Annotated in this window: 19 protein-coding genes; 15 read left to right on the top strand and 4 right to left on the bottom strand. The window is 74.8% G+C overall.

Going from position 1 to position 22,508, the window contains the following annotated elements:
- From QI554_RS36720 to QI554_RS36680, 9 genes are all read left to right on the top strand, one after another.
- Positions 1–303 (top strand): LysM peptidoglycan-binding domain-containing protein, encoded by a 303-nt coding sequence (locus tag QI554_RS36720; protein WP_281476629.1) that lies wholly within the window; start codon positions 1–3, stop codon positions 301–303.
- 1 nt (position 304) lies between these two features.
- Positions 305–1,405 (top strand): hypothetical protein, encoded by a 1,101-nt coding sequence (locus tag QI554_RS36715; RefSeq protein ID WP_281476627.1) that lies wholly within the window; start codon positions 305–307, stop codon positions 1,403–1,405.
- A 6-nt stretch (positions 1,406–1,411) separates the two neighbouring features.
- Complete coding sequence (locus tag QI554_RS36710) at positions 1,412–1,897, top strand: phage baseplate assembly protein V (protein ID WP_281476626.1); 486 nt, start codon at positions 1,412–1,414, stop codon at positions 1,895–1,897.
- Complete coding sequence (locus QI554_RS36705) at positions 1,897–2,229, top strand: hypothetical protein (RefSeq protein WP_281476608.1); 333 nt, start codon at positions 1,897–1,899, stop codon at positions 2,227–2,229. The genes QI554_RS36710 and QI554_RS36705 overlap by 1 nt, the downstream gene beginning before the upstream one ends.
- Positions 2,226–2,603: a GPW/gp25 family protein gene (locus QI554_RS36700; protein ID WP_281476606.1), complete on the top strand. Its 378-nt coding sequence runs from the start codon at positions 2,226–2,228 to the stop codon at positions 2,601–2,603. The genes QI554_RS36705 and QI554_RS36700 overlap by 4 nt, the downstream gene beginning before the upstream one ends.
- Positions 2,603–5,026 carry a baseplate J/gp47 family protein gene (locus QI554_RS36695; protein WP_281476605.1) on the top strand — a complete coding sequence of 808 codons (2,424 nt, stop codon included), beginning with the start codon at positions 2,603–2,605 and terminating at the stop codon, positions 5,024–5,026. Before QI554_RS36700 ends, QI554_RS36695 begins: the two co-directional genes overlap by 1 nt.
- Positions 5,023–7,632, top strand: coding sequence for a baseplate J/gp47 family protein (locus QI554_RS36690; protein ID WP_281476603.1), 2,610 nt, complete (start codon positions 5,023–5,025; stop codon positions 7,630–7,632). Before QI554_RS36695 ends, QI554_RS36690 begins: the two co-directional genes overlap by 4 nt.
- Entirely contained in the window at positions 7,619–9,700 is a 2,082-nt protein-coding gene (locus tag QI554_RS36685; RefSeq protein ID WP_281476601.1) for a phage tail protein, read from the top strand. Before QI554_RS36690 ends, QI554_RS36685 begins: the two co-directional genes overlap by 14 nt.
- An 82-nt stretch (positions 9,701–9,782) precedes the next feature.
- On the top strand, positions 9,783–12,536 hold the full coding sequence (locus QI554_RS36680; RefSeq protein ID WP_281476599.1) for a DUF6519 domain-containing protein: 2,754 nt from the start codon (positions 9,783–9,785) through the stop codon (positions 12,534–12,536).
- A gap of 327 nt (positions 12,537–12,863) precedes the next feature.
- Here the strand turns inward: QI554_RS36680 and tsaA are convergent, their stop codons facing one another.
- The 4 genes from tsaA to QI554_RS36660 all read right to left on the bottom strand — a co-directional run bounded on the left by tsaA (position 12,864) and on the right by QI554_RS36660 (position 16,226).
- Positions 12,864–13,310, bottom strand: coding sequence for a tRNA (N6-threonylcarbamoyladenosine(37)-N6)-methyltransferase TrmO (tsaA, locus tag QI554_RS36675; RefSeq protein ID WP_281476598.1), 447 nt, complete (start codon positions 13,308–13,310; stop codon positions 12,864–12,866).
- Between the two features lie 163 nt (positions 13,311–13,473).
- Positions 13,474–13,680 (bottom strand): CstA-like transporter-associated (seleno)protein, encoded by a 207-nt coding sequence (locus tag QI554_RS36670; RefSeq protein ID WP_281476596.1) that lies wholly within the window; start codon positions 13,678–13,680, stop codon positions 13,474–13,476.
- Entirely contained in the window at positions 13,677–15,824 is a 2,148-nt protein-coding gene (locus QI554_RS36665; protein ID WP_281476595.1) for a carbon starvation CstA family protein, read from the bottom strand. The genes QI554_RS36670 and QI554_RS36665 overlap by 4 nt, the downstream gene beginning before the upstream one ends.
- 153 nt (positions 15,825–15,977) lie before the next feature.
- A complete protein-coding gene (locus tag QI554_RS36660; protein WP_281476594.1) occupies positions 15,978–16,226 on the bottom strand; it encodes a DUF3311 domain-containing protein in 249 nt (82 codons plus the stop codon).
- Between the two features lie 267 nt (positions 16,227–16,493).
- On the opposite strand from QI554_RS36660, the gene QI554_RS36655 reads away from it, so the two are divergent.
- From QI554_RS36655 to QI554_RS36630, 6 genes are all read left to right on the top strand, one after another.
- Positions 16,494–18,062, top strand: coding sequence for a sodium:solute symporter family protein (locus QI554_RS36655; RefSeq protein WP_281476593.1), 1,569 nt, complete (start codon positions 16,494–16,496; stop codon positions 18,060–18,062).
- A complete protein-coding gene (locus QI554_RS36650) occupies positions 18,059–18,730 on the top strand; it encodes a sigma-70 family RNA polymerase sigma factor (protein ID WP_343230848.1) in 672 nt (223 codons plus the stop codon). The genes QI554_RS36655 and QI554_RS36650 overlap by 4 nt, the downstream gene beginning before the upstream one ends.
- The gene (locus QI554_RS36645) at positions 18,727–19,014 is read left to right on the top strand and encodes a hypothetical protein (RefSeq protein WP_281476591.1); all 288 of its coding nucleotides are present in this window, start codon (positions 18,727–18,729) and stop codon (positions 19,012–19,014) included. The genes QI554_RS36650 and QI554_RS36645 overlap by 4 nt, the downstream gene beginning before the upstream one ends.
- Positions 19,015–19,082: 68 nt before the next feature.
- The gene (locus QI554_RS36640) at positions 19,083–19,784 is read left to right on the top strand and encodes a hypothetical protein (RefSeq protein ID WP_281476590.1); all 702 of its coding nucleotides are present in this window, start codon (positions 19,083–19,085) and stop codon (positions 19,782–19,784) included.
- The gene (locus tag QI554_RS36635; protein ID WP_281476588.1) at positions 19,781–21,124 is read left to right on the top strand and encodes a nucleotidyl transferase AbiEii/AbiGii toxin family protein; all 1,344 of its coding nucleotides are present in this window, start codon (positions 19,781–19,783) and stop codon (positions 21,122–21,124) included. The genes QI554_RS36640 and QI554_RS36635 overlap by 4 nt, the downstream gene beginning before the upstream one ends.
- A gap of 71 nt (positions 21,125–21,195) precedes the next feature.
- Positions 21,196–22,500 carry a hypothetical protein gene (locus QI554_RS36630; protein ID WP_281476587.1) on the top strand — a complete coding sequence of 435 codons (1,305 nt, stop codon included), beginning with the start codon at positions 21,196–21,198 and terminating at the stop codon, positions 22,498–22,500.
- The last annotated feature ends 8 nt before the right edge of the window (positions 22,501–22,508 follow it).

Below are 22,508 nucleotides of genomic sequence, written 5' to 3'. Positions count from 1 at the left end.
GTGGCAGGGTTCGACGCTTCTTCGCGGTACGCGGGCTCGCCGGTCGTCAGGGTTCCGTTGCCGGACGGCACGGTGCGGGCGATGACGACGCCGCGCACGGTGCCGGCGCCCGGTGCGGTGGGTCCGGGTCCGCGTTACCAGGTGCGTGCGGGCGACCGTTTGGACCTGTTGGCGCACGCGGTGTACGCGGATTCGACGCAGTGGTGGCGGTTGGCGGACGCCAATCCGTTCGCGGACGCGTGCGTGTTGGAGGAGCCCGGGCGGATCATGCGCCTGCCGCAGGCCCCGGGTGCGGGGGGCTGACATGGCTGTGACGCATCTGTTCCTGGAGCTGGGCGGCCGCGAGGTGGGTGCCGAGGAGCTGGCGTCCGTCGCCGAACTGAGTGTCGAGGAGGCGACGTACGAGGCGGACGCGCTGACGATGACGGTCGCGCTCGCGCCGACGGACGCGGGCGAGTGGACCGGGCTGCTGGACGCGGTGGCGGCGCCGAAGGCGCGGATCGTGGCCGAGTTCACGCGGGGTGCCGGGAGCTACCGGTTCGACGGGGTGGCGGCCGAGGCGGAGTGGAAGATCGACGCGGAGGGCGGTTCGCGGCTGACCGTGAAGGCGGTCGACCGGTCGTTGGAGATGGACGCGGTGGAGAAGGTCACCGCGTGGCCGGGCTCGGCCGACAGTGTGATCGCGCAGGCGGTGTTCGCGTCGTACGGCATGGCGACGGAGGTCGACGACACGCCGGCCGGGCCCGATCCGGACGTGCACGTGGCGTTCCAGCGCGGCACGGACTGGGCGTTCCTGAGGGCGTTGGCCGACAAGTGGGGCTTCGCCGTGTACCTGGAGTCGTCGGGGGACAAGGTGGTGGGGCACTTCCACGCCGTGGACCCGCTGGCGCCGCCGCAGACCGTGCTGGCGCTGGGGTTCGGGGACGACGCGCACGAGGCGACGGTGACGGCGAAGCTGGCGACGGGGCACCGGGTGGAGGCGGTGCGGGTGCCGCCGCTGTCGACGGCCGCGGTGGCGGGCGGCGACGCGGGCACCGACCAGGCGCAGGGCGCGCTTTCGCTGGGCGGGCTGACGACGGTGCTGCTGGCGCCGGAGGACGTGTGGGGTGAGGCGGACGCGGGACCGGCCGCGCGGTCGCTGGCGTTGCGGTCGGCGTACGCGGTGACGCTGACGACGACGGTCGACACGGACACCACGGGCGTGCTGCTGCGGGCGCGCCGCCCGGTGCTGGTGAAGGGGCTGGGGAACGTGCTGTCGGGGCGCTACCTGGTGGACAAGGTGCGGCATGTGGTGTCGCCGGACCGGCACATGCAGGAGCTGACGCTGGTGCGCAACGCGTTGGGGACCACGGGCGACGAGCCGTGGGGCGGCGGGCTCGCCGGTCTCGTGGGGCTGGGGGTGTGAGCGGCGGTGGAGCGTTTCCACGGCCGGTATCCGGCCGTCGTGGTCGACAACGAGGATCCGAAGAAGCTGTGCCGGCTGCGGGTGAAGGTGCCGGAGGTGCTGGGCGAGCAGACGACGGGGTGGTGCCTGGCCAGTTCGCCGTACGCGGGCCCGGGCGTCGGGCTTGCCGTGGTGCCGCCGAAGGACGCGCTGGTGTTCGTCGAGTGGCCGGCCGGTGACGTGGGCCGGGTGCCGGTCTGGTCGGGCGCGGCGTGGGCGCAGGGCGACGGTGTGCCGGGCGCGGGGCCGAAGGCGGTGGTGCTGGTGACGCCGGCCGGGAACAGGGTCGAGCTGCTCGACGAGTCGGGCGGTGAGGCGGTGAAGGTGACGGCGGCGTCGGGTGCCTCGGTCACGTTGGACGCGTCGGGCGCGGTGATCGCGTTCGGCAGCCAGAAGATCGCGATGACGGGGTCGGGGATCTCGTTCAACGACGGTGCGCTGGAGGTGCGTTGATGCCGGGGTTCGTGCTGCACCAGGGCGTGACGATCACCTGTCCGCACGGCGGCAGCGGGACGTTGGTGCCGTCGGTCGCGAACGTCACGGTGGACCGCAAGCCGGTCGCGGTGGAGGGCGACACCACCACGGTCGCGGGCTGCGGGTTCAACGTGGCGGGGGCGCCGTCGCCGTGTGTGCAGGTGCGGTGGATGCTGCCCGCGACCCGGCTGACGGCGGGCGGTCACCCGCTGCTGCTGTCCAGTTCGGTGGGGTTGTGCGTCAACGTGGGCGGGGCGCCGCAGGGCACCGCGGTCGTGTCGGGCTACCAGACCAAGGTGCGTGGCGTATGACGACGCCGTCCCAGCCGGCCCGGCACCCGTACCGGCTGACCCCGGCGCGTCTGCTGGCGACGGGCGACGAGGCCGGGCACGTGGCCGACATGGTGCGGCTCGTGCTGTTGACCGGTCCGTGGGAGCGGGTGCACCGGCCTGACTTCGGCGCCGGCCTCGGCAGCGCGACGGTGTTCGAGCCGTTGGGTGAGGCGCTGCCCGGGATCGTGGAGATGCGGGTGCGCGGCTCGCTCGAGGAGGCGTTGGGCGACCGCGTCGAGCTGTTGGAGGTGCGGGCCGACGCGGAGGCGGAGGCCACCATCGCCGCCACCGTGGTGTACCGGCTCAAGGCCACCGGGGAGACCGGTTCGGTGGCGCTGCGGGTGGAGGGCTGATGGACACGACCGGCCTTCCGCAGCCGACCTGCCCGCCGCTGCACCGGCCCGCGATGCTGCTCACGCCGGGCGCGGGGGTGCACGGGCTGCGTGCGGCGGGGGCGCGCGTGGTGGGTGGTGCGCGCGTGTTGGACGTGTGGCTGTTCACCGATCCGCCGCCCGAGCTGGCGGATCCCGCGCGGTGGACGCTGACACCGGCGCCGGGCGGTGCCGCGGTCACGGTGACCGCCGCGGCGGTGGTGCCCGCGTCGGCGGGCGAAAGCGCCCATCTGGAGCTGATGTTGGACGGCCGCCCGGACACCGGGCGGTACCGGCTGACCGTCCTGCCCGCGCCGACCACGCCGTTCGACCCGCTGCGCGCCCATCTGCCGGTGCGGCTGCGGCCGGAGTGCCCCGACCTGGCGGACTGTTTCGCCGACGAGGAGCCGCCGCCGGTGCCGGGCGCCTCGCCGGTGCACGACTACCTGGCGCGCGACTGGCGTTCGCTGCGTGCCGCGCTGCTGGAGTTCCACCGGCGGGAGAACCCGGACGCCGATCTGTCGATCGCCGATCCGTCGATCACGCTGCTCGAACTGTTCGCGCATCTCGGCGACCTGCTGCACTACCGGCTCGACCGGGTGGCGACCGAGGCGTATCTGGAGACGGCGCGGCGGCGGACCTCGGTGCGGCGGCATGCGCGGCTGGTCGACTACACGCTGGCCGAGGCCGCGTCGGCGACGACGTACGTCGTGCTGCAGTGCCGTCCCGCGATCAACCCGATGCCGGTCAATCCGGGCCTGGTGGCCGCCGTGGAGGCGGGCGCCCGCTCGGGGTTCACACTCGAGGAGTACTGCCTGGTACGGCCTCCGCTCGGGGAGATCGCGGTCTACGACTGGCGCGAGGACCTGTGCTGCCTGCCCGCCGGGTCGACCGAGTGCGTGCTGGTGCGGCCGCGCCCCGCCGACTCGCTGGGCGACGCGTGGCTGGTGCCGGGGGACCGGATCGTCTTCGAGGCGGTCGACCCCGAGGACGCCGCGCACCACCTCGCGTGGGCGCACCGCAAGCCGGGTGTCGACTGGCCGGCCGGTCCCCTCGCCGCACCCCACTACCGTTCCCCGGTGCCGTTCATTCCGGCGACCGTGGTGACGCTCGTCGAGGTCGCCCCGTTCAGCGATCCGCTCGCGGGACCCGATCTGGTGCTGACCCGGGTGCGGTGGCGCACCGAGGATGCGCTCCCGGTGTCCTACCCGGTGGGCATCGACACCAGCACGGGTGTGCCGGCCGTGGTCGTGGCGCGGGGCAACGTGGTGCCCGCGCACCACGGGCGCCTGGTGAACGGGCCGCCCGGCGCGGTCGTCGAGGCGGACGGCTCCGGCGGCTATCTGCTCACCGCGGCCGGCACTCCGGCCGAGGGCGGGCCCGGGGTGGCGCGCCGCCCGGACGGCACGCCGTACCGGATGGACATCCGCGTGTACCTGCCGTCGGGGGACGTGGTCGGCGCGGACTGGGTCGACTCGCTGCTGACCCTGGACGCGCCGGTGCGGCTCGCGGCCGTCCTGGAGACCGAGGACGACGCGCCGCCGCTGCTGCGCTTCCGGACCGGGGCGGTGGGCCTCGCGCCGCCGCTCGGCAGCCGGGTCGCCGCGGCGTACGAGGTCGGCGGCGGCACTGCCGGGAACATCCCCGCGGGCGCGCTGCACGTCGTCGAGGACAACGTTTCGCCGCCCGGACTGCCGCCACGGTGGCGCGAGGTGCCCGGGCTCAAGGCCCGCAACCCGGTGCCCGGGACCGGCGGAACCGACCCGGCCCCGCTGGACGCGGCGCGCCGGGACGCGCCGCAGGCGTACAGCGCGCTGCCGCGCCGCGCCGTGACCGTCGCCGACTACGCGGCGGCGGCCGCGGCCGTGCCGGGTGTGCTGCGCGCGGTCGCGCAGCGCGGCTGGTCGGGGTCGTGGCAGGTGGTGCGCGCGGTGGTGGAGACGCCGGAGGACGTCGACGGGAATCCGGAGTACCTGCCGCAGGTGCAGGCCGCGTTGGACGACGTGCGGATGCTCGGCACCGAGGCGGCGGCGGTCCCCGGCACGCCGGTGGGGCTGTTTGTCGCGCTCGACGTGTGCGCGGCGCCCGGCCACGACGCGGAGCAGGTGCGGCGGAGCATCCTCGCCCGGCTGCGGCCGGGCACGGCGGCGCATCCGGGCCTGTTCCACCCGTCGCGGCTCGAACTGGGCACCGCCGTCTACGTGTCGGCGGTCGTGGCGGCCGCCGCGGGCGTGCCGGGCGTCGACGCCGTGGAGGTGCGCGAGGCCCGTCGGCTGAGCGACCCGCCGGGGACGCTCCACCAGGTGTTGCGCGTCGGCCCCACCCAGGTGCCGGTGCTCGACGACGACCCCTCCCGGCCCGGGCGGGGGCGGCTCGACGTGCGGGTACGAGGCGGTGGCGCATGACGTGCAAGCCCGAGCAGCCCTGCGGCAACACGGGTCCCGAGCTCGCGGTGACACCGCCGCCGCCCGGGCTGGAGCGGCTGGTCCGCAAGCTCGGCGGCTTCGAGGACTTCGCGGCCGCGCTGCTGCGGGAGACCGCGCGCACGCCGGTCGACGGCAGGCCCGGCGTGACGCTGGGGCGGCTGTGGGACCTGCCGGGCGACCCGGAGGCGGTGCGGCTGGCCAGGCTGTGGGCGTATGTGGCCGAAGGCGTCGCGGCGTACAGCGAGTTGACGGCGGGCGAGTCCTACCTCGGCACCGCCGCGGACTGGACGGACCTGCGCCGGCTGGCGGCGCTGACCGGCTTCCGGCCGCGGCCGCGTGTCGCGTCGCAGGGCTGGGTGCGGGTGGACACCGACAAGGGCGCCTCGCCGCTGGTCCCGGCGGGAACCCGGGTGCAGGCGCCCGCCGTTCCCGGGCGAGAGGCGCAGCTCTTCGAGACCGTCGCCGACACCCGGCTGCGCGCCGACTGGGCGGGGCTCACCGCGATGCCGGTGCCGCGCCGGCAGCGGCCGACCGGGCGCAGCCTGCGGTTCCTCGCCGACCCCGGGTACCGCACCGGGGACCATGTGCTGCTGGTGCTGGGCAAGACCCCGCCGGGACTGCCGGTCCCGCCGCTCGGGGCCGACTGGTACCTGTTCTGGTACTGGTGGTGGGTCGTCTACTTCCGCCCGGTGCCCCAGTCGACGCCGGTCGCCGTGCTGCAGGTGACCGGGCGCACCGAGGAACTCGGCACGGTCACCATCACGTTCGACCGCGAACTGGACTCGATCATCAAGCCGGGCAACGAGGCGGAAGACGCCTACTTCGCGTACCGCATCAAGGCGCAGGCCGGCGGGGGGCGGCGGCTCACGGACGTGCTTGCGCTGTCCGGAACCACCCCGACGAAGGTCCCCCTGGTGACCAACACGTATCGCATGTATGGCACCGATGACGCATATGACGGCGACGGGCACTACCTGATCCTGGACGCGTCGCTGGCCGGTGTGTCCCCGGGTGAGCAGGTCGCGATCGTCGACTGGCGGGCCCAGGGCGGCGGTTGCGACGTGTTGAAGATCGGTGAGAACCGGCTGGAGGACTGGGAGACCGCGCCGGGTACGCGGGTGCGGACCTCGCGGCTGGTGTTCGCGGACGGCAAGGAGTCGGCGGTGGTGCGCAACGCCGCCGGCGGCGAGGCGCCTTCGGTCACCGCGTACGTGGTCGAGCGCCAGGTCGTCGCCGCGTCCTACGAGCTGCCCGACACCGCGGACCAGCCGCGGGTGCGGGTGTTCCCCGCGCCCGAGGCCGGGCACGTGCCCGCGCACATCGCGATCAAGTGCGGTGCGGGGGACGCGGACTGGAAGGTCTTCGGGTGCGCTCCGGCGGACGCGGCGATCCAGGAGCAGGTGCTGCTCGGTCCCGACGGCGTGCCGCACCCGCGCGGCCTGATCCTGGACCTCGACGCGGCGCCCGCCGGGATGGGCCGGTACGGGCCCGCCACCGGCAACCTGGTGCCGGTGCGGCACGGCGCGACCACCGCGGGGGTGCTCGGTTCGGGCGACGCGGCGGCCGGCGGGCAGCGGATGGCCGTGCCGCAGGGCCCGGTCGCGTACGACCTGGCGCCGGACGGCAGCGTGGTGCCGACCCTGGAGGTGCGGGTCGACGGTGTCGCGTGGAGCGAGGTGCCGACGCTGTTCGGGGCGCCCGGCGGGGGCAGCGCGGCCGCGCAGGTCTACACGCCGGTGCTCGACGCCGACGGCGGGATCACCGTGGTGTTCGGCGACGGCGCCTCGGGCGCGCGGCTGCCCACCGGCGCGGGCAACGTCGTCCAGCGGCACCGCACGGGCGGCGGCACCGCGGGCGAACTCCGGTCGGGCGACATCAGCATGCTCATCGGCAGCATCCCCGGCGTCAAAGGCGTGCACGGCGCGGGCAACACCACCGGCGGCGCCGACCAGGACGACGAGCGGCGGCTGCGCCGTCTCGTGCCCGGCCGGGCACGCGTGGTGGGACGCGCGGTCTCGCGCGGGGACCTGGTCGACCTCGCGCTGGCGTACCCGGGGGTGAGCCACGCCGCGGCGTGGCGCGGGGCGGGGCCGCCGGGGTGCGCGTGTGCGGGCAGCGGCGAGCACCTGGCGTTCCTGCGGGTCGGCCCGGACGGCCCGCGCGCTCCCGAGCCCGTCGAGATCGGGCAGCTCACGGCGTACCTGACGGGGCGGCGGGACGCGGAGGTGCCGCTGTGCGTCGCGGCGGGCACGGTCACCGCGCTGACGGTCGCGGCCGGCGTGGTCGTCGACCCGCGCCGCGTGCCCGCCGACGTGCTGGCCGCGGTCGCCGCCGAAGTCACCCGCGCGGACGGGCCGTTGGACCCGCTGCGGCGCGGCCTCGGGGTGCCGCTGGACCGGTCGGACGTGGTGGCGGTCGTGCACCGCGTCCCCGGCGTGATCGGGCTGCCCGTGCTCACGCTGACCGGCGGCACGCAGGCGGCGGCCGACCGGGCCGTCGGCCGCGTCCCCGCCGCCCGCTACGAACTGCTGGTGCTCCGGCTGCCGCCGGGGCAGGTCACGGAGGTGGGCCGTGAGTTCGCGTGACGTCGCCGGAATGCTGCCGCCCGCGCTGCTCGACCCGCCGGGCGGCCCGGGGGAGTCCGGGCCCGCGCTCATGCGGGCGTTCATGGCCGCCGTCAGCGGCCAGTACGACCAACTCGCCGCCGACGTCGACCAGTTGTGGCAGGACCTGTTCATCGAGAGCTGCGACGCGTGGGCGGTGCCCTACATCGCCGAACTCCTCGGGCTGCCGGCGGACGCCGAGCGGCTGGAGGTCGCGTACGCGATCGCGCTGCGCCGCCGCAAGGGCACGCCGGCCGCGCTGGAGGACTTCGCCTACGTCGTCACCGGCCTGACCGCGCGCGTCGTGGAGGGCTGGCAGGTCACCACCTGGGCGCAGCGGCTGGGGCATCCGCCGCCGCCGCGCGCCGCGTCGTTCGCGCTGTCGGGGACGGGCGTGTTCCGGTTGGGCACGCCGTTCGAGCGGGCGCGGCGCGCCTTCACCCCGTCGGGGCGGTGGTCGCCGCGGGCCGCGACGGCGATCGTGTGGCCGTGGCAGGTGCGCACGCTGGTCGACACGCAGGCGGCGCCGCTGCCCGAGGCGCGGCGGTACGCGCTGCACCCGCAGGGCGCGGACGCGCCGCCGTACCTGCTGCCGCGCCCGGCCCGGCTGGCCACGGGCGAGGGCCACGACGCGGCGACCCGGACCGGTGACGAGGCGGACGCGCCGGTGCGGGCGACGTACCGCGTGCTGCAGGCGCTGGCCGGGCCGGGGGAGATCACGCACGCCGGGTCGCTGAAGGTCGCGGCGTCGCACCCGTTGGCGGACCGGGCGGGGGCGGCGACCCCGCCGCTGCTGCGGGTCCGGGTGGGGCCGGGCGACCCGGTGCCGTGGGACAAGCTGCGGTTCGGGGCGCTGCCCCGTGGTGCGGCGGCGCCGTTCCCGCCGGCGTCCGACGAGGTCCTCGTCGACCTGACGCGGGGTCATATCGAGCTGGGTGCGGGGCTGTCCGGGGTGCCGCGGGTCACGTGGCACCGGCCGGTGGCGGGTCTGCTGGGCGCGCTGGCGTCCGCGGCGGACGCCGACGCTCGGGCCCGCGTCGCGGTGACGGTGAACCCGCAGGCCGGCGGCGTGGGCGGGATCGCGGCCACGCTGGATGAGGCGTTCGCGCGGGCCCGGCAGCTGGCGGCCGCGCTGGACCCGGCGCTGTCGCGGCCCGGCGTGCCCGACGTGGAGATCCGGCTGGCGACGTCCGACCGGCTCGCGGCGCCCGCGGCCCAGGAGTTCACGGCGACCGTGCCGAACTGGCGGATCGTCGCGCCGCCGCTGACCACCCCCACGGTCGTCGGCACGCTGCGCCTGGACCTGGGCGGTGCCTGCGTGGAGCTGGCGGGGTTCCGGCTCGCGGGCGACCTCGAGCTCGGCGCGCACCTGACCGGTGTCGCGCTGGAGGGCCTGACCATGGACCCGGGCGCCGGGTCGGTGCTGGTCGACCCGAACGCGTGGGAGCTGGCGTTCGCGGCGCGGCGCAGCGTGCTGGGGCCGGTGCGCGCCGATCTGGGCGCGCTGCCGCTGGAGTTCACCGACTGCGTCGTCGACGGGCGGCGCGACCGGCTGCGGGCGTGCGCGGGGGACCCGCCGGGCCCTGCCGCGGCGCCGGCCGACGCGGTGGCGGCGGCGTCCCGGTTCGGCCCGGCGATCGTCGCCGACGCCTGCACGTTCTCCGGGCCGGTGCGGGTGGACGCCGCGTCGGCGCGCGACACGGTCTTCGCCGACGGCGTCGACGTCGTGCAGCAGCAGGACGGCTGCCTGCGCAACTGCCACCTGGGCCCGGAGCTGACGACGCCGGCCCGGCACCCGACGACGTACCACTGCGACACCGGGCAGCCGCCCCGGTTCGTGTCGACCGGGTTCGAGGCGGCCGGCTACTACTGCCTCGCGCTCGACCCGGAGCAGCCGCTGCTGTCGGCGGCGGGCGACGGCGGGGAGGTCGGCGCGTACCACCGGGCCCGGCGCGGTGCGCGGATCCGGCGGCTGCGGCGCCGGGTCGAGGAGTTCGTGCCGCTCGGGCTGCGCGCCCGGGTCGAGGTCGCGGACTGGGAAGAGGGCTGAGCCCGCCGGACGGGCCTCGGGCCCGTCCGGCGGACTGCGGCGACGGCGGTGACTGCGGTGACGGAACACGGAGGGCGGACGCATGACGGGCGACTACACGAAGGTGCCGCTGCGCGCGGGCGAGCGCTGGACGGGCGCGCGCATGCAGCAGGGCCGGGTGCTGCTCGACCACGAGTGGAACCTCAACCTGGACGCGACGTCGCGGGACGCGCGGGCGCTGGCCGGGGCGGTGATCGGGCCGTCCGGGGTGCCGGCCGGCTCCGACGCGTTCGACGTGTACGTGCAGGCCGGGACGCCGAACGACCTGCTGGTGCAGGGCGGCACGCTGTGGGTGGACGGCATGGCGGCCGTCGCGCCCGGGCTGTTCCGGTACAGCGAGCAGGAAGGCGTGCCGGCGCTGCCGACGGGCCGGGCCCTCGTCTACCTGGACGTCTTCCCCGAACACCTGCAGCCCGCCGAGGCGTGGGCCGACCTGGTCGACCCGGCGCTCGACCCGGTCGACTCGGCGGCGCGGACCCGGGTGGGCTGGCGGCTGCGGGTCGGACCGGCGCCGACCGGCGACTGCGAGGACGCCCTGGCGGCGCTGCAGTTGCGGGACATCTCCAACGGCTGGCTGACGATCGGGCGCAGCGGGCCGGTGGTGGCCGCCGACCCGTGCGCGCCGCCGGGCGACCCGCTGGAGGTGGTGCCGGACGGGCTGTTCCGTGTCGAGGTGCTGGACACCGGCGACGTGGCGCACGCGCGGTTCGCGTGGTCGGCGGACGACGGGGCGTCGGCGGTGCGGATCCTCCAGGTGGTCGGCGCGACCGTGACCCTTCCGCCGTCGCCGTCGGTCAAGTTCGCCAAGGGCGACCTGGTCGAGGTGTCGTGGCTGGCGCGGCGCGCGGACCGGCTCGACCACGGGCCGCTGTACACGGTCGCCGACACGCAGGGCACCGGCAGCGGGCAGAAGATCGTGTTGGACTCGGCGGTGCGCGCCCCCGCGGGGGCGGCCGGGCTGGTGCTGCGGCGTTGGGACGGCCAGGCGGTGGGTGCGCCGACGCCGGTGCACGCGCTGCTGCACGGCGTCGACCTGGGCCTGTTCTTCGTCGGCACCGACTACGTGGGCGGCAGCACCGACGTCGACCTGCGGACCCGCGCCTACTACCTGGCGGGGGACTGGTGGGGGGCGGCACTGCGCGCCGGGTCGGGCGTCGGCATCGAGCAGCGGACGGAGGCGCCGCCGGACGGCATCGAGCACCGGGCGGCGCCGCTCGCGCTGGTGCACCTGGACGACGGCGACGCGTACCGCGAGCACGACTGCCGGGCGCCGTTCCTGCCGTTGACCGAGCTCAGCCGGGCGTCCACGTGCACGGTCACGGCGTTCCCCGGCGACGACCTGCAGAAGGCGGTCGATCGGCTGCCGTACGACGGCGGCGAACTGTGCCTGGCTGCCGGGCAGTTCACACTCGACGCACCGGTGGTGCTCAGCGGGATGCGGCGCGTGGTGGTGACCGGTGTGGGGCCGGCCACGGTGCTGACCACGTCGCACGAGACGGCGCTGCGGTTCGAGAAGTGCAGCGAGGTCGAGGTGCGGATGCTGCGCGCGGAGGGCGGCGCCGGGACCGCCGGGGAGCCGTCGCTGAACGGGGCGCTGACGTTCGTCGGCTGCACCGACGTCCGCGTCGTCGACTGCGACCTGTGCTGCCCCGGGGGCGACACGCTGCGGCAGACCTGCGTGACGGTGCGCGCGGACGCGACGCACGCGGCGCAGCCCGAGCGTGTCCACATCGCGAACAATCGCTGCCAGGTGGGGGAATGGCAGGCCGGCATCCTGATCGCGGACGCGGACGAGGCCACCGTCACCGGCAACGAGGTCCGCACCCCGCTCCCGCCGACGCCGCCCGACCTGTGGCGCGGCACGCTGCCGGCGACCCTGCGCCGGCTGCTCGACCACGGGGTGCCGGCGGTGACGCCCCCGGAGGGTCCCGTACCCGAACCGCCGGACGTCGTCCGCCCGGTGCCGCCCGGCGGGGGACGCCCGCCGCACCTGCCGACCGCGGGGGTCGCGGACCTGCTGCGGTCCGTCGACCGCACCGCCATCGACGCGGCCAAGAGCCCGCAGGAACGCCGCCGCGCGGTCCGCGACGCCGTGCGCGACCTGCTGGAACCGGGCCCGGGGCAGCCGGCCCCGGACGGGACCGCGCCCGGTGGGCGGCCCCCGCTGCCGCGCGACCTGGTCCGCGTCCTCGACGGCCTGCGCGCCGCCTACGCGGTCTCCGGCATGGTCGGCATCGAGGTCGTCGGGCGGCGCGCGTACACGGTGCGGATCACCGGCAACCTCGTCGACGGCGTCGTGCGCGGCATCCACGTCGGCACGTCCGACGCCAAGGCCGCCGGCGGCGGCCACACCGACCGCCGGCACAGCTCGGCCCCGCTGATCTCGGCGCGCGAGGTCGTGATCACCGGCAACGTCGTGCACTCCCGCGTCCCGTGGCAGCTCCAGCTCCAGCGCCACGCGATCTACGTCGGAAACGCCGACTCCGTCCACATCAGCGACACGACCGCCACCCTGTGGACGCCAGGGGCCCCGACGATCATTCCGCTCGGCATCACGCGCCAGGGCTGGGACGTCGAGGCGATCCGGCTGTTCGGCCAGTACGGCAGCTACGTCCGCGTCCGCGACTCCAACCTGAGCGACTTCTCCGTCGGCGTCCGCATGCGCCCGATCAACCCGCCGGACGAGTCCGACCGCGAGCACATCCTGTGGATGGTCTCGGAGACCCTGGCCCGCTATGCGTCCGTTCCGGTGGACGCTCCATACGCTTTGGTGCAAAACGCCGTCATCGGTTGGTAACCCGGCAATCACTCCCGTATCATGAAACCGTGCTTCGGCACTACGCTGTGGTAGCTCCTTCGGGAGAGGTTCGACTCCTCCCAGCCGAAGCCGCACACGAGCCCCTAGGCCCCGACCGGCCCGGGGGCTCGCGGCGTTCCTGAACGTCCAACACCCCTGACCGAAACCGCGGCCGCCCGGACTGGTCGCTGCAACGGGACGCGCCCGCGGCGACGACGGTGCGCCTGCCGTCGGGCACGAAGGTCTCGGACATCGCCGAAACCGTGGCGCTGCGCACGGTGTTCGGGGCGGACCCGGGTTCGACGATGACTCCCGGCCGCGAGGCGGTCAGCGCTCCTCGACCCGTCCCAGCACCGGCTTCACGTCGACGATCGGCGTTCCGTCGAGTGCCTCCAAACCCCGGACACGGAAACGGAGTCCGTCGACCGCGAGGATCTGCACGCGGTGCAGTCCCACCGGGTTGGGGCGGTCGGGGGAGCGGGTGCTGAAGACGCCGGTCGGGGTGCGGGTCAGGTCGCCGCGGGGGTGGACGGTCAGGACGTCGCGGTCGGCGCGGTCGAACCAGGTGAGCAGCAGGACTTCGGTGCCGGGCGCGAGGTCGCGCAGGCCTTCGGCGACCTCCGGCCGGAACACGAGGACGGCGTCCGGCGCGCCCTCGTCGCCCTGCCGGGGCGCGGCGGCGCGGTCGGTCAGCGGTGACTCGACACGGCCGATCGGCTCGACGGCGAATCCGGCAGGGGACACGGCGGCCTCCGTTTCGGGGGAGTTGTTCATGGCGGCCGACGATGCCACACCGCCCGGTCCGCTCCGAACCACAGGGCCCGGAAGGCAATGAACGACGTGCGGCGGGAAGTCCCCCTACGAGCCTCCCGCCGCACGCCGTCCCCCGTTGCCCCCGCGGGCCCCTCGGTGAACGAGGGGCCCACGGGGCCGTTTCTCAGCAGCAGCGCGCCAGCGGGCCTTCCTCCCGACGCCTGGTGCGCCACAGCTCGTATTCGCGGCGGGTCGGCGCCGGCGCCCCGGGGTGCTCGCGGGCGTGTCGGCGGCAGTGCCGCTCGTAGTCGGCGTCGCCGGAGATCTCCCGTACGTACCAGCGCACTCCGGCGACGGCCCGCCGCCAGCGCGCCGCCACGCGGCCGGTCACGTGCGGCCCGGCGTGCCGCCCGCGCCCACGAGTTCGCCCGCCCGCGGGTCGTCGGCCAGGGTGCCGATGCGGGACTCGACGTACGGCGTCTCGGTCGTCGGCAGCGACCCGGCCCGCACCGCCTTGAGGCAGATCCAGGCGGCGTTGAGCATGACGACGGCGACGAGGATGAGGAACACCGAGATCAGCACGCCGTCGACCGTGCTGTTGAGCACGACCGTGTGCATGTCGTCCATGTTCTTCGCGGGGCCGAGCACCTTGCCCGCGTCGATGGCGTCCTGGTACTTGTCGCGCTGCGCGAAGAACCCGATGCGCGGGTCGTCCGAGAAGATCTTCTGCCAGCCCGCGGTGTAGGTGACGGCGACGTCCCAGGCGAGCGGGACGGCGGTGACCCACGCCCAGCGCAGCCGCCCGCTCTTGACCAGGACGGTCGTGGCGACGGTCAGCGCGACGGCGGCCAGCAGCTGGTTCGCGATGCCGAACAGCGGGAACAGCTGGTTGATGCCGCCGAGCGGGTCGGTGGCGCCCGCGTAGAGGAAGTAGCCCCAGCCGGCGACGACGAGGGCGCTGGTGATCCAGATGCCCGGCTTCCAGGTGACCCGGCCGATCGGCTTCCAGACGTTGCCGAGCATGTCCTGGAGCATGAACCGGCCGACGCGGGTGCCGGCGTCGATCGTGGTGAGGATGAACAGCGCCTCGAACATGATCGCGAAGTGGTACCAGAACGCCTTGCCGCCGAGTCCGCCGAACGCGTCGGAGAAGATCTGCGACATGCCGACCGCGAGCGTGGGCGCGCCGCCGGAGCGGGCGATGAGGGTCTTCTCCTGGACGGCGTTCGCCGCCGACTGCAGCGTCTCGGGGCTGATGGTGAACCCGAAGCCGGCGACCGCGTGCGACGCGCTGGCCGCCGTGCTCCCGAGCACGCCCGCGGGGGCGTTCATCGCGTAGTACAGGCCCGGGTCGATGACGCACGCGGCGACCAGCGCCATGATCGCCACGAACGACTCCATCAGCATCGCGCCGTAGCCGATGAGCGGGACCTGCGACTCCTTCTCGATCAGCTTGGGCGTGGTGCCGGACGCGACCAGCGCGTGGAAGCCGGACAGCGCCCCGCACGCGATGGTGATGAACAGGAACGGGAACATCGAGCCGGCGAACACCGGTCCGGTGGAGGAGTCGGCGAACTTGCTGACGGCGTCCACCTTGATGGTCGGCGCGGACACCAGCACGCCGACGGCGAGCAGCACGATGGTGCCGACCTTCATGAACGTCGACAGGTAGTCGCGCGGCGCGAGCAGCGTCCACACCGGCAGGACGGACGCCACGAAGCCGTAGCCGACCAGGCAGAACACCAGCGTCTCGGGGCTCCACGTGAACGCGTCCGCGAGGCTGGAGCTCTCCACCCAGTGCCCGCCGATGATGGCGAGCAGCAGCAGCGCGACGCCGATGACGGTGGTCTCCACGACCCGGCCCGGGCGCATGAACCGCAGGTACATCCCCATGAAGAGGGCGATCGGCACGGTCATCGTGACGGAGAACGTGCCCCACGGGGAGTGCGCCAGCGCGTTGACGACGACCAGGCCCAGCACCGCCAGCAGGATGATCATGATGGCGAACACCGCGATCAGCGCCGCGAACCCGCCGACCTTGCCGATCTCGTCGCGGGCCATCTGCCCGAGGCTCTTGCCGTCCCGGCGCATGGACAGGAACAGCACCACCATGTCCTGCACGGCGCCCGCGAAGACCACGCCGACGATGATCCAGATCGTGCCGGGCAGGTAGCCCATCTGCGCCGACAGCACCGGGCCGACCAGCGGTCCGGCGCCCGCGATGGCCGCGAAGTGGTGGCCGAACAGCACGCGCTTGTCGGTCGGCTGGAAGTCGACGCCGTCCTCGAGCCGCTCGCCGGGCGTCGCGCGGGTGTCGTCGACGCGCAGCACGCGCCGCGCGATGAAGCGGGCGTAGAAGCGGTACGCGACGGCGTACGACGCGACCGCCGCGAAGATGAGCCACACCGCCGAGATCTCCTCGCCGCGGGCGAGCGCGACCACCGCCCAGGCGATCGCACCGGCCACCGCGACGGCGGACCAGGTCAGCACCGATCTGAGGTTCGCGCGCGGGGCGCGGGTGCCGGTTTCGGGCATGCGGGACTCCTTGGAGGGTGGGGGCGGGCCGTGCCCGGGTGCGCCGGGCGTGCGGCATCGCCACACGTCCGTGAGGGTGTTGGTGGTGGTGTTCCGGTGGCGTCCCCGGGGGGCGAGGACGCCACCGGCGGTCGGTGGGCGGCGGTGCGTGCGTCAGGTCTCGTACGCGGACCGGGGCCTCAGCAGCCAGTAGGCGGCGGCCATGGCCACGGTGCACACCGGTATCCAGGCGAACTGGTACCAGTAGAAGAACGGGACGCCGCCCAGCTCGGGGCCGCCCCGTGCGTAGGACGGCACCCACAGCAGCGCGGCCACGGGCAGGGCCAGGCACAGCCCGGCGGTGATCCGCCGGAGCCGGAGGCGGGCGGGGCCGCCGCCGGATGACCGGTCTCCGCCTCGCATGCGCACCTCCTGCCGCCGTGTCGTACCGCGTCTCGCTCTCTCGCTCGCCCACTTCCGGGTTCACCGGATCCGAGGCGTATGCCTGGTGTTCGCGGAGTGCCGGGGTTCTCCGGATGTGTCCGCTATGTACCAGGCGGCGCGGGCTGTCCGTCCGCGCGTTCTGTGGAAGAGTTGCGCGGCCCCCCGATTCGGATGACAGCGGATCCGGAGAATCCCAAGAAATTTTTCGAGCGTGTTCCAAAGCGACCCCCGACGGGACGGTGACCGATGATCGACGGCGTGACGGCCGCGGCCTGCCTGTCCGTCGTCGGCGGCGCCTCGCTGCTCGCCGTCACCGCGCGGCGCCTGCACCGCAGCGACGCGCTGCCCTCGCTCACCGGCTGGGCGCTGGCCGACCGGCGGCTCGGCCCGGTGTGGACGTGGTTCCTGCTCGGCGGCACGATCTTCACCGCCTACACCTTCACCGCCGTGCCCGGCCTCATCTACGGCGAGGGCGCCTCGGCGTTCTTCGCCCTGCCGTACACCGTGATTGTGTGCCCCATGGCGTTCCTGCTGCTGCCGCGACTGTGGATGGTCGCGCGGCGGCACGGGTACGTCACCGTCGCCGACTTCGTGAAGGGCCGGTACGGCTCCGCGCCGCTCGCCCTGGTCGTCGCCCTCACCGGCATCCTCGCGACCATGCCCTACCTCGCGCTGCAACTCCTCGGCATCCGCGCGGTGCTGGTCGCCGGCGGCATGTACCCCGGCGGCGCGTACGGCGACCTGGCGATGATCGCGCTGTTCGCCGGCCTCGCGTTGGCGACCTACCGGCACGGGCTGCGCGCCCCCACGGTGATCTCCGCGATGAAGGGCGCCGCGATCTTCTGCTCGGCCGTCGCCGCCTTCGCGCTCGTCCTCGCCAAGCTCGGCGGACCCGGAAAGGTGTTCGATGAGGCCGGGCGGCACCTCGCCGCGCGCGGCACCGGCACCGGCAACGCCTCGCTGCTGCTGACCCAGCAGCAGCAGTCCGGCTTCGCGACCCTCGCCCTCGGCTCGGCGCTCGCGCTCCTGCTCTACCCGCACGTCCTGACCGCGGCGTTCGCCGCCTCGGGCCCGGACACCCTGCGGCGGGTCAGCATCGCGCTGCCCGCGTGGACCGCCGTGCTCGGCCTGTTCGGGATCCTCGGCGTCGCCGCGATGGCGGCCGACGTCCGTACGCCGCGCGGCAACGCCGAGGCGGCCGTCCCGATGCTCGTCGACCACCTGATGCCGTCCGCGCTCGCCGGGCTGGTCTTCGGCGCCATCACCGTCGGCGCGCTGGTGCCCGCCGCCGTGATGTCGATCGCGGCCGCGACCTCCTTCGCGCGCAACGTGTACGTCGAGTACATCCACCCGACGGCCACCCCCAAGCGGCAGATGCGGGTCGCCCGCGTCGTGTCCCTCATCGCCAAGGTCGGCGCGATCGCGTTCGTGTTCGGGCTGCGCGACCAGGCCGCCATCAACCTGCAACTGCTCGGCGGCATCTGGATCCTGCAGACGCTGCCCGCCGTCCTGATAGGGCTGTTCACCCGCCGGCTGCACCACCGTGCGCTGCTCACCGGGTGGGCGGCCGGCATGGCGGTCGGTACCGTTCTCGCGGTGCGCGAGGGCTTCTCGCCGGTCGTTCCGCTCGACCTCGCGGGGCACGGCGTGCAGGTGTACGCGGGCGTCGTCGCCGTGGCCGTGAACCTGGTCGTAACGGTGACAACCAGCCCGTTCTTCGACAGAATCGGCGCACCCCGCGGTCGCGACACCACCGAACTGCCCGACCGCCTGACCCTCGGACGCCCCCAGGGAGGAGAAGCGAGCCGGCCATGAAACGGACGCGAGCGAACGCCGACGTCATGCCGTCGCCCGGCCACGGCCCAAGGCCCGAGCCCGCCGCGGACCGGCCGCTCTCCGACGGAGCGCCCTTCGCCGCGCCGAACGCGCCCGAGGCCGCCCCCGCCGTTCCGTCCGCGGCGTCGGTCGTCCCGCTGGCGGCCGCCGACGCGGACCCCGAGCGCGAGGCCCTCGTCGCCCGGCTGTTCGACAGCCACTACACCTCGATGCTGCGGCTCGCGGCGCTGCTCGGCGCCGAGGACCCGGAGAACATCGCCGCCGAGGCGTTCTACGAGATCTACCGCAAGTGGCGGAAACTCCGTAAGCCGGACGCCGCCGAGGCCTACCTGCGCTCGGTCGTCTGCAACCTGACCCGCATGCAGATACGCCGCGTCCAGGTCGCCCGCAAGCACACCGCGGACGCCCCCGGCGACCCGGTCGCCTCCGCCGAGACCGCCGCCCTGCTCCGCGACGACCAGCACGCCCTGATCGCGGCCCTGCGCGCGCTGCCCGCCCGGCAGCGCGAGGCGCTGGTGCTGCGGCACTGGATGGGACTGAAGGAGAGCGAGATCGCCGCGACCATGGGCATCTCGACCGGCTCGGTGAAGACCCACACCTCCCGTGGACTCGCCGCGCTCACCCAGGTCATGGAGGTCCGCCGATGAGCGAGCCGCCCACCACCGAACGCCTGCTCCAGGAAGCCCTGGAGACCCTCGCCGCCGAAGTGCGGCCGGCCCCGGACGCCTACCGCACCGCCCGCGGCGACTGGCTGCGCCGCGAACGCCGCCGCCGGATGGTCCTCGCGATCGCCATCACCGTGGTGTTCGCGCTGGCCACCCTGATCGGCCTGTGGGTGCTCAACCAGACGCCGTCCGACCCCGGCGTGATCTTCGACGACACCCCGGTCCCCAGCGCGGCCGCCCCGTTCCCGGGGCCCGCCGCGCCATAGCCCGGAGCCTGTTCCGCCGCGGCGGAAACCACCGCGCGGCTGTCGGTCCGGACTGGGATCATCGGCGCGTGCCGAACGCCACGACGACCACCACGACCGCCGTCCGAGCCTTCCCCGACCACGTGCCGGGGGAGTTCGAGACGCACGTCACCTTCCGCTGCGCCGACGCGCACTTCGACGCGTTGGCCGCGTGGGGGACCGCCCGCGGGACCGGGGTCACGCACATCGTGCTCGACCGCGGGCAGAGCGTCTCGCAGCCCATGCTGACGCTCCGCGCCACCACCACGCTGGCCGCGGCCCGCGACGCGGCGGCCGAACTCGTCGGCGCGGCACGGGCGGACGGCTTCCATCCGGTGCGGGTCAAGGTCGAGGCCGCGCCGTGGCACGAGGGGGTGCCGGCCACCGACGCCGAAGGCGCCGAGCTGGGGCCCGCGCACTACTTCGAGCACCACGTCAAACTGCTGCTGGACACCGGCTTCGACGCGGCCGCGCACGCCGCCCTGGCCGCGCTGGTGGCACCGCACGCCGCGCACCTGTCGCACAACGCGCGGCGGCGCCGCGACGACGGGCGCCACGAGCGGTTCGTCACGCAGCGCCGCCGCGCCGTCGGCGACCGCAGTGCGGCGCGCGCCCTCGACGACCTGGTCGCCGCGCTCACCCGCGCGGGCCACCGGGTCCTCTCGGTGGAGCGGGAGTTCGTGGTGTTCGACGACGACGAGACGCTCGACGACGGCTGGATCATCGAAAAGAGAGGCGACCGCGCGCAATGACCGACATGGCCGAAGAGCAGCACCCCGGCACCTGGGAGGACATCGGGTGGGGGCCGTGGCCGGAGACGGCCGTCGTCCCGCAGGAGCCGCTCGACGACGACATGCGCAACGACAGCGGACTCCCGGCCTCGCTGTCCGTGGTGCGCGGCGAAGGCATCGTGCAGCGGCCGGTCTTCGAACCCGCCCTGCAGCACTACTCGAAGGCCATGCGCGCGGGCGAACCCCAGTTCGCGTCCGAGGAGTTGGCCGCGCGCTGGCACGAGGCGCGCCGCGACGCGCTCGACCACGTCCTGGCCGCGCTGGCCGGCTCGCCGTGGGCCGAACACCTCGTGCTGCGCGGCAGCGTGCTGCTGAAGGCGTGGTACGGCGCGGCCGCCCGCGAGCCCGGCGACCTCGACTTCGTCGTGCTGCCCGCGACCTGGGGCATCAGCGAGCCGCGCACCGAGCGCATGCTGGACGACCTGGCCGCCGCGGCGCAGACCGCCGCCGAGGCCGTCTCGGACACAAGCGGCGTTCGCATCGACGCCGCCGGCGCCGCGCGCGACGAGATCTGGACCTACGACCGCGTCCCCGGCCGCCGCATGGTGCTCCCGTGGCACGCCGACGGGCTGCCGTCCGGCAGCGTCCAGCTCGACTTCGTCTTCAACGAAGAGCTGCCCGCCGCACCGGAGTTCACCACCGTCCCGAGCCGGCACACGCCCGAGGGCCACCGCATCCTCGCCGCGACGCCCGAGCTGTCGCTGGCGTGGAAGCTGCTGTGGCTGGTCTCCGACACCTACCCGCAGGGCAAGGACCTGTACGACGCCGTGCTGCTCGCCGAGGCGGTGCCGCTGCGCGCCTCGCTGCTACTCGAGACGCTGGTCACCGCCGACCCGGACTGGGCCGGGCGGCGCATCGACGCGGACTTCCTCGAAGGCGTCGGCATCGACGCGGAGGAGTTCGGCAAGGAGCACCCGGAGCACGGCGACGAGGTCGACGCGCTCATGGCCCGGCTGACCGCCGCGCTCGCGCCCACGTACGCCGAGAGCGCCGCCGTCCCGCCGGCCGACGGCTACACCTGGCGCGCCCGGCTGCTCGCGCCGCGCGTCGAGCGCTGCCGTGAGATCGCCGGCGCCGACGGCATGGACGCCGTCTTCGAGTTCCTCCAGCAGCACGGCTTCGCCCTGGCCGAGGGCATCGTGGCGGCCCGCGAGGTGCTGGGCGCCGAGCGGTGCAGCGTCGAGGACGCGGCGGCGACGTACGCCGAGTGGTGGAACCGCACCAGCCCGGGCTACGCGCGCTGGCAGTGCGGCCCGGACCAGGTGACGCAGGCGGTCGAGAAGGTGAACGAGCCGGTCTGACCGGTGCCCGCGGGGCGGGCGGGGGAGTTTCAGGCGAGGCGTTGTCCGTGGGGGAGCTGATGGGGAGCGGAATGGACGAGATCGACACGGAACTGGTGGGCATCGTGCTCGGGGCCGCCAAGCGGGACGTCTCGGCGGCGCTGATCGCGCGCCTGGGGGCGGAGTTCAAGGAGAGCGCGAAGAAAGCGCGCAAGGGCGGGACGTCGCCGATGGACGCGATCCTGGACAGGCTCGCCCGGCAGGCGGCCGCACAGCGCGCCGCCGAGCGCGCGGACGAAGCCTCCGGCGGACACGGCGCGACGAAGGCCGAAGCGCGCCCGCGCGTCATCGCCGACCTCCCGCCCGCCCCTCCCCGACCGGAGGCCCTCTCGCCCGCGGACCTCGCCGGCCGCGCCGACCTGACCGCCGACGAGCTGCGGACGCTCCTCGACCTCGACGAACCCGCCGTCGACGCACGGCTCTTCGTCAACCCGGCCGTGCCGGACGAGGAACGCGTACGAATGGTCGCCGGGATCCGCCGCGACGGCGGCACGGGCCCCGTCGGGGCGCCGCTGCTCGACCTGCTGTGGAGCGCGGACATCCGCCGGCTCACGAAGTGGCTGCCGTTCTGCGTGGCGTCCGGCGACCTGAAGGTCGCCACCGCAGTCGTCAGCCGACTCGAACTCCGCACCGAAGCAGGCCGGTTGCGGATCGCGGTCGCCGTGTGGGAGCGCGGCGGCCCCGACGCGGCCCGGCGGCTGCGCTCCGCCGCGGGCTTCCCCGACGACACCGACGCGCTGCTCGGCGAGGCCCTCGACGCGGCCGACGGCCTGGCGCTGCTGCGTGCCCGCCTGGCCGAGGAGGCGGACCCCGCGGCGCTGCTCGACCACCTGCTGCACCTGGTCGACCCGGCCTGGCGCGAGGTCCAGGACCTCACGCGCGAGGGCACCGTACTGCCGTGGGACGCGCTCGTCGCGGCGCACGAACGCGGCGAGGTGACACGACCGCTGTACCAGACGCTCGCCTGGCACGCGGACTGCCCGCGCCCGCTGCTGCTCGGCATGCTGGGCGCCGAGCTGTCCCTCGACGACTCCGAACTCGCCGTCGCGGACGCCCTGCTGGTCCGCGGCGCGGTGTCCCCGGACGACGTGCTGACCCTGGCCCGCCCCGCCGCGAACGCCCTGCTCGTCCTCGCGGGCACCGACCACCGTGACCGCCGGGCCCGCTGGCACGCCGACACCCCGCGCGCCGACCTGCCCGCCCTGTTCGCCGCCGCCCTCGGCACCGACACCGAGGCCTGGGCCGTCGCGATGCGCCTGCTCCCGGACTTCGCCGGCAGCGTCCCCGAACTCCTGTCCACCGCCTCGGCGACGGTCGCCGGTCCGCCCGCAGGCTGACCGGCGCG

It is taken from the genome of Yinghuangia seranimata, from assembly GCF_029953285.1.
Taxonomy (GTDB): Bacteria; Actinomycetota; Actinomycetes; order Streptomycetales; family Streptomycetaceae; genus Yinghuangia; species Yinghuangia seranimata.
The sequence above is the reverse complement of the archived record's forward strand: the minus strand, read 5'-3'. Positions and strand labels throughout refer to the sequence as shown.

What these genes read in the sequence shown, in the direction of transcription:
- QI554_RS36715 (WP_281476627.1), top strand. Translation starts at nt 305, where the DNA reads ATGGCTGTGACGCATCTGTTCCTGGAGCTGGGCGGCCGCGAGGTGGGT.
- QI554_RS36705 (WP_281476608.1), top strand. Translation starts at nt 1,897, where the DNA reads ATGCCGGGGTTCGTGCTGCACCAGGGCGTGACGATCACCTGTCCGCAC.
- QI554_RS36700 (WP_281476606.1), top strand. Translation starts at nt 2,226, where the DNA reads ATGACGACGCCGTCCCAGCCGGCCCGGCACCCGTACCGGCTGACCCCG.
- QI554_RS36695 (WP_281476605.1), top strand. Translation starts at nt 2,603, where the DNA reads ATGGACACGACCGGCCTTCCGCAGCCGACCTGCCCGCCGCTGCACCGG.
- QI554_RS36690 (WP_281476603.1), top strand. Translation starts at nt 5,023, where the DNA reads ATGACGTGCAAGCCCGAGCAGCCCTGCGGCAACACGGGTCCCGAGCTC.
- QI554_RS36680 (WP_281476599.1), top strand. Translation starts at nt 9,783, where the DNA reads ATGACGGGCGACTACACGAAGGTGCCGCTGCGCGCGGGCGAGCGCTGG.
- tsaA (WP_281476598.1), bottom strand. Translation starts at nt 13,310, where the DNA reads ATGAACAACTCCCCCGAAACGGAGGCCGCCGTGTCCCCTGCCGGATTC.
- QI554_RS36665 (WP_281476595.1), bottom strand. Translation starts at nt 15,824, where the DNA reads ATGCCCGAAACCGGCACCCGCGCCCCGCGCGCGAACCTCAGATCGGTG.
- QI554_RS36660 (WP_281476594.1), bottom strand. Translation starts at nt 16,226, where the DNA reads ATGCGAGGCGGAGACCGGTCATCCGGCGGCGGCCCCGCCCGCCTCCGG.
- QI554_RS36655 (WP_281476593.1), top strand. Translation starts at nt 16,494, where the DNA reads ATGATCGACGGCGTGACGGCCGCGGCCTGCCTGTCCGTCGTCGGCGGC.
- QI554_RS36650 (WP_343230848.1), top strand. Translation starts at nt 18,059, where the DNA reads ATGAAACGGACGCGAGCGAACGCCGACGTCATGCCGTCGCCCGGCCAC.
- QI554_RS36645 (WP_281476591.1), top strand. Translation starts at nt 18,727, where the DNA reads ATGAGCGAGCCGCCCACCACCGAACGCCTGCTCCAGGAAGCCCTGGAG.
- QI554_RS36635 (WP_281476588.1), top strand. Translation starts at nt 19,781, where the DNA reads ATGACCGACATGGCCGAAGAGCAGCACCCCGGCACCTGGGAGGACATC.
- QI554_RS36630 (WP_281476587.1), top strand. Translation starts at nt 21,196, where the DNA reads ATGGACGAGATCGACACGGAACTGGTGGGCATCGTGCTCGGGGCCGCC.